The sequence below is a fragment of the Blastomonas sp. genome (assembly GCF_041747255.1).
In the GTDB taxonomy this organism is placed as follows: Bacteria; Pseudomonadota; Alphaproteobacteria; order Sphingomonadales; family Sphingomonadaceae; genus Blastomonas.
The window spans coordinates 1-5,970 of the sequence record NZ_JBGTFM010000185.1 but is presented as its reverse complement, the minus strand read 5'-3'; the positions used below and the strand labels follow the sequence as shown (position 1 = coordinate 5,970).

Annotated in this window: 4 protein-coding genes; 2 read left to right on the top strand and 2 right to left on the bottom strand. The window is 58.4% G+C overall.

Translation table 11 applies throughout. The annotated features are described in order from the left end of the window. Positions 1–176 precede the first annotated feature (176 nt). Entirely contained in the window at positions 177–896 is a 720-nt protein-coding gene (locus ACEW8G_RS06520; protein ID WP_373487626.1) for a flavodoxin family protein, read from the top strand. A 196-nt stretch (positions 897–1,092) separates the two neighbouring features. Further along, positions 1,093–1,506 (top strand): hypothetical protein, encoded by a 414-nt coding sequence (locus ACEW8G_RS06515; RefSeq protein ID WP_373487625.1) that lies wholly within the window; start codon positions 1,093–1,095, stop codon positions 1,504–1,506. A gap of 18 nt (positions 1,507–1,524) precedes the next feature. Here ACEW8G_RS06515 and ACEW8G_RS06510 read toward each other — a convergent pair whose 3' ends face one another. Then, on the bottom strand, positions 1,525–3,111 hold the full coding sequence (locus ACEW8G_RS06510) for a hypothetical protein (protein WP_373487624.1): 1,587 nt from the start codon (positions 3,109–3,111) through the stop codon (positions 1,525–1,527). Between the two features lie 425 nt (positions 3,112–3,536). Then, positions 3,537–5,600, bottom strand: a complete 2,064-nt coding sequence (locus tag ACEW8G_RS06505; protein WP_373487623.1) for a PAS domain-containing protein — start codon at positions 5,598–5,600, stop codon at positions 3,537–3,539. Between the last annotated feature and the right edge of the window lie 370 nt (positions 5,601–5,970).

Below are 5,970 nucleotides of genomic sequence, written 5' to 3'. Positions count from 1 at the left end.
CAGAAGTTGAACCCGAAAGCCGACAGCCGTTTATCTCGCGGTGTTCCGCACGTCTGATGGTTTCCCGAACCTTTTTGTTCAATGAGCTGACACCAAAAGCACAGAATTCTGCAAACGTCCTGTTCTTTTTGTGACTTCAAGCGTTACGATGTTGAACCCACCACGCGAGGAGCGCCATGACCAGCAACATCCATTTCGACGGACTGGGCCTCGCCGCCATGTTTCTCAATAGCAGTCTCAAACGCTCGGACCAGCAGTCACACACTCAGTTGCTCATGGACAACGCCATCGCGATCATGGAAGCAAACGGTGTTGTCACCGAGACAATCCGCCTCGCCGATCACGATATTCCGCCAGGCGTGCAGCCCGACATGAAGGAGCACGGGTGGGACAATGACGAATGGCCAGCCATTCAGGAAAAGGTACTGGCGGCCGATATTCTCGTCATCGGCACGCCGATCTGGCTGGGCGACAAATCTTCCATCTGCACACGCGCGATCGAACGCCTCTATGGCTACAGCGGCGAAACCAACGATCAAGGCCAATATGTCTATTACGGCCGGACTGCGGGATGTGTCGTTACCGGCAACGAGGATGGCATCAAGCATTGCGCAATGAATGTGCTCTACTCGCTCCAGCACCTCGGGTATGTCGTGCCTCCGCAGGCGGACGCAGGATGGATCGGCGAGGCCGGTCCCGGTCCTTCGTATGGAGACGACGGAAAGGTTGGACGCGACAACGAATTTACCCGCCGAAACACGACTTTCATGGCGTGGAACTTAATGCACATGGCCGCGATGCTCAAGAAAAGTGGCGGATACCCAACTCCTGGTAATCAGAGGGACATATGGGACGCCGGAACGCATTTCGATCACCCCAATCCAGAATATCGCTAGCAATTTGGACGACCTAATGAGACCTGTGCGCGGGTGGGTCTAGACAGTTGAAACTATCTAATTTTCTCAGTTCCAGGCTAGGGACTACTCCCGCATTGTGCTGGACGCATGATGACCGGCATCTCAACCCTGAGCGGTGACGGTGCTGAGGTTTCGTTTTAGGTTTCAGGGTGTAGGCGATCGCAGTGAGGTGAACTTGGACGGCGGCTTTAGCGATGCCACGCCATCGCATTTGGCAAAGCCCATAGCGGCACTGCTATTTACCGAATATATTCTCGATCCAGCCTCGCACCCGGTGGATCGGTTGATTCCATTCTTTGAGCTTACGCAGCATTTTATGTTCGTTGCGGCCCCACATGCCGGTGGCGACGATCTGCGGTATGCCGCCCGTTGCACGCACAGGGTCAAGGAAGTGGTTGCAGCGATAGGCACTGTTGGCAAATTCGCCGGGATCGTCGGGCTTCGCTTCGGGACCTGCTCGGCCAGCATTGATACTGGCCTGATCGTCGCATCATCGGGCGAGACTCGTCCTCCCCGGTTTGACTGCGAGCGGTTTGGGGGAGGCGCTGGGTTAGCCGAGTTGATCGCAGCAACCTGCGTATTCCCCTAAGCGCGCTTGGCAAGAGGATCACCGCGATCGGCTGTCCAGTGTACGCAGATAAGCCGCCATTTCTTGGCGCTGTGCGGGCTGAGTCAGGTAGAAAGGATGGGGTGCAGAAGACCCACGGCGAGGGTCGAACAGCGCCTCCAGGCTCGGTACGGAGTTATCGTGCAGGAAGACTGGCTTGCGCGCGAGATCGAGCAGCAGTGGCATTGCCACGCCGCGCTTCTCGCCGCGAAGGCTGGCGTTGATGACGACCCATTTGTCGTCGAATGTGTTCCCCGGCGTCTCTTGCACGGCGTTGAAAGGCGGCATGCGCTGTGCAAGGATGACCGGGCGATCGCCGGGCCAAATTCGCGCCATTGGGTGGATCGTCGTAGGCACCGCTCGCCCCTGATCGCTATTGTGGCAACCAGTGCAACCAGTCGAAATAAACAACGCCCGGCCCCGGGCTTCGGCCTGAGGATCAGTGGATACGCCCGGCGGGGCAGGCAGCGATGAAACATAGGCATTCATCGCGAGCAATTTGCGATTATCCACGCGGAAGCCTATCGGCGTGGCAAGCGCCCCTGGTTTACCACCACGCCGGGCCTGCACATAAGGATAACCTGTGACATTTGTCGCGGCGAGAATCTTCACATAATCGGCAATCATCTCGTCACCAGCTGGCCCGGCGACGCTGTGGATAAAGGCGCGCCCACCCTTGGTCGTCAACATCGTCAGGTCAAACAGCGTAGTGTAGACGAGGTTGCTAAAGTCATCGATCTTGGTGATTAGGCCTTCGCTGCCATAGGGCGCGGCATGACTCTGCTGAAAGAACGGCGTGTTGTGCATCGGATTACCGTTTCCGTCGAATGTATCGTCGAACATCCCAACGGGGTAATAAGCCGGGTTGCTGAAATAGGCGTCGAAATCTGCCTCGGTGGAGTTTTCCGTGAGACCCTGTGGCGCACGGCCGAGCGTCTTTCCATTGTTGGCGTCGAGCTGCGTCTGCGAGATCGGATACAATGCGCGCGTGTTGGCCGCTGTGGCGAAAATTGCGCCCATGTTAAGATCGTGATTTGCACGCCCGTCTTCGCGGCTGCCGATGGAGCCACCATTTGGCGATTTGAACACCGAAGCATCGGTCATTGTGTGGCACAATGCACAGCTCACGCCGACTTTGGCACCCTTCGGCACCATGCCGATGACTGCGTTGGCCTTGATCAGCACCATCGTGACGGCGGGATCATTGAGGAGCGATGAGCTGCGGCCAGTCGGATCTGCTCGTAACTCAGCTGCTAGTTTTGCCTTTGTCGCGGGGTCGATCGCATCCGCATCAATTTGGAGCCCAAGTTGCAATGCCTGCATCGGCGTGACCCCGGCCGAAGCGATACCTGCGGGTATGCGCACAGCGTCGGTCCAGAAACCTTCATTTCCAAAGGTTTCGAAGCGGAAGACATCTCGGCCAAGGGTAGCGTCGCCAAATGCCTGCGGCAGAGGTGTGCCCTGGTCGGCGGGACCAGCGAAGCTTTCGGTTTGCGCCACAGATCGTGGCATCGAAGCAAAGCTGACGGCAGACAGCAACGCGGCACTACTGGCCAGGAGAGCCAATAGAGGTACTTTTTTAGTCATGGGTATTCCCCAAATCGTGGAGCGGCGCGCAACCAAAGTGTTCGCCAGGGCAAGACCGCTGCTTTGCCGGGGTTCGAATGTGCAACGTATATTGGAGCACGTTGGTTGCAGCATTAATTGAATTGGGCGATTCCACACAATCCAGCCGGACAACGGACATAGATGATATGCAGCCGAGGCGAATTACGCCCACGTTGGATTAGCGCGTTTTTTGATGACGACATCCACCGGGCCGAAGCTCAGCTATCAGGAAATGAGTGACATGGGCCTCGAACCAGTCGCCATTGATTGGGCCATCCAGCACCAGCGGCGCGACCATGACAGTCTTCTTCCGGCTAGTTGTTACCAAGCGACCGTTTCGAGGGGCATCGTTTCCCATCATTGACAGCTGGGAAGCAAGGCAAGCCAAGTGACTGCCGCATCTGTCAGGTGCCCTCGGCAGCATTCTCACGCATGAGGTTGGCAATACTCTGTGCGAGGTCCGCACTTCGAAATGGCTTCGTCAGTCGCGTCCAGTCTAGCGGGATCTCCTCCGGCTCGGCGTATCCAGAGATGATCAGGATCGGCAACCCCGGTTTTCGGTCGCGCACCGCTGATACAAGTTCTGCGCCGCTCATTCCTGGCATGAGATAGTCGGTGATGATGATGTCAGGGGGCACACCTTCGTCAAGAAGCCGCAGAGCTTGCTCGCCAGAACTCGCCTCGAGCACATCGTAGCCCAAGTCCGTCAACATGTCGGCCGTGCACATCCGCACGAGAGGCTCGTCATCGACGAGAAGCGCGCACAATCGCGGCCTGACCGGCGTTACCGCAACCTTTGCCTCAACCGCTTCGCCTAGCGGATCAAGACTGACGGGCAACCACAGCTCTAAGGCGGACCCGTGTCCCAGCTCGCTGATGATGGTGAGTCCACCACCGAGCTGCGCAGCGAGGCCGTGAACCATTGGAAGTCCCAGGCCAGTTCCCGCGCCGACGCCCTTTGTCGAGAAGAAAGGCTCGGTAGCGCGGGCCAACGTGGCCTCGTCCATACCGGTGCCGGTATCCGCCACGGAGAGACGCACATAGTTGCCGTCGTTTAGCCCGGACCGATGCTCGCCACGCACGCTCTCAAGGACGGCCGTGATCGTCAGAGTGCCTCCGCCCGGCATGGCATCGCGGGCGTTCACGCCAAGATTGAGGATCGCCATTTCGAGCTGGTTTGCATCGGCACTGGCTGGTGGAAGGTTTTCGTCAAGCTCGACCCGCACGATGATCTGTGGCCCGACTGTGCTGGCAATCAAGGCAGCCATCCCGTCGATTAATGTGGCGAGGTCGACCGCGACTGCCTGCAAAGGCTGCCGCCGCGCGAAGGCGAGCAACCGTTGAACGAGCGTTTTCGCGCGATTGGCCGATTGAAGGGCACCATCGATCATCCGCTGCTCACGCTCATTACCAACCTTGCGCCTGATCAGTATGTCCAGCGCACCCATGATCGGGGTGAGCAAGTTATTGAAGTCGTGCGCGACGCCGCCAGTGAGCTGGCCGATAGCCTCCATTTTTTGCGCTTGGCGCAACGCCGCCTCGGTCACCAAAAGTTCGCGCGTGCGCTCGCTGACCTGTTGTTCAAGCGTGGCGTTCAGGTGCGTAAGTGCGGCCACCGCCTGATGCTCTTGGGTAACGTCCTGCCCCTGGAGAAAGATGCCCGTTACTTTACCGCGCTCGTCAACGATCGGTTGATAAGTAAACGTAAGAAAGAGAGGGTCGGGTTCGGCTCCGGGCGTGCGTTGCAGGCTGAGCGCAACATCGCGCGCCACGTAAGGTTCGCCTGTCGCGTATGCGAGATCGAGCGCCTCGAACACGCCTGTGCCCTTAAGTTCTGGAAACGCCGCGCGCACGGTCTGGCCGACAAAGCCTCTCTTGCCAGCGACGCGATCATAGGCGTCATTCGCATATTCAAAGACATGATCGGGTCCGCGCAAAACTCCGACGAAACCGGGTACGTGCTCGAACAGCTGCTGCTGGCGCTCGCGCTCGGCCACTAGACGCCGTTCCGCCAGCACGCTCTCAGTCGTCTCTGCAGCAGCGCAGAAAAGACCGGCGATATTGCCGTTATCATCGCGTAACGGCGAATACGAAAAAGTGAACCAGCAGTCTTCGGGATATCCGTTGCGCTCAAGAACGAGTGGAAGGTTTTCGGACCAAGTCGCTTCACCGCTAAGCGCTGTTTCCACCAATGGCGTGATCTCAGCCCAGACTTCCGACCAGACCTCCCGGAACGGTCGGCCGAGCGCCCAAGGATGCTTATTGCCGAATACCGGTCGGTAGGCATCGTTGTACAGAAAAGCGAGGTCGGGACCCCAGGCAACGAACATGACATGCTTGCTTGGGAGCATCATGCTGACTGCCGTTTGGAGGGCTGGGGGCCATGTGTCTGGATATCCGATCGACGAGGTCGACCAGTCATGGCCGCGCATCAACGCGCCCAGTTCGCCCCCGCCCGCGTGAATCACGGCCTTCTCCTTCGACCCAACGCCTAGGTCAACAAAAACCAAGGACTGTCCGTCTCTAGCACTTAAGGTGCCGCTTCCCAACACGGCATACCTAAACGAGAGGCAGCTATCCTTATCTCGTCGCCCGAAACCGGGCATTCCGCTCCCGGCCTTTTAGCGGTCTGCGTCGGTGCCACCTTCGCTGCTTCAAGGATGACCGGTTTAAGCGTAACCGGTCGTTCCCCGTAGTGGTAGCGATTGGCAGCTTTGTCCCAGACCGTAATTACCCACCCCCGGATCTGAACCGTCAGGCGGAGACAGCGCCAAGGATGGTGCGGAAGGGATTGGCCCCGGTCAGTCGGGCGGTATCGACGGTTGTGCGCAGGTCTGC

Coding starts and splice junctions, on each gene's coding strand:
- ACEW8G_RS06520 (WP_373487626.1), top strand. CDS start 177: ATGACCAGCAACATCCATTTCGACGGACTGGGCCTCGCCGCCATGTTT.
- ACEW8G_RS06510 (WP_373487624.1), bottom strand. CDS start 3,111: ATGACTAAAAAAGTACCTCTATTGGCTCTCCTGGCCAGTAGTGCCGCG.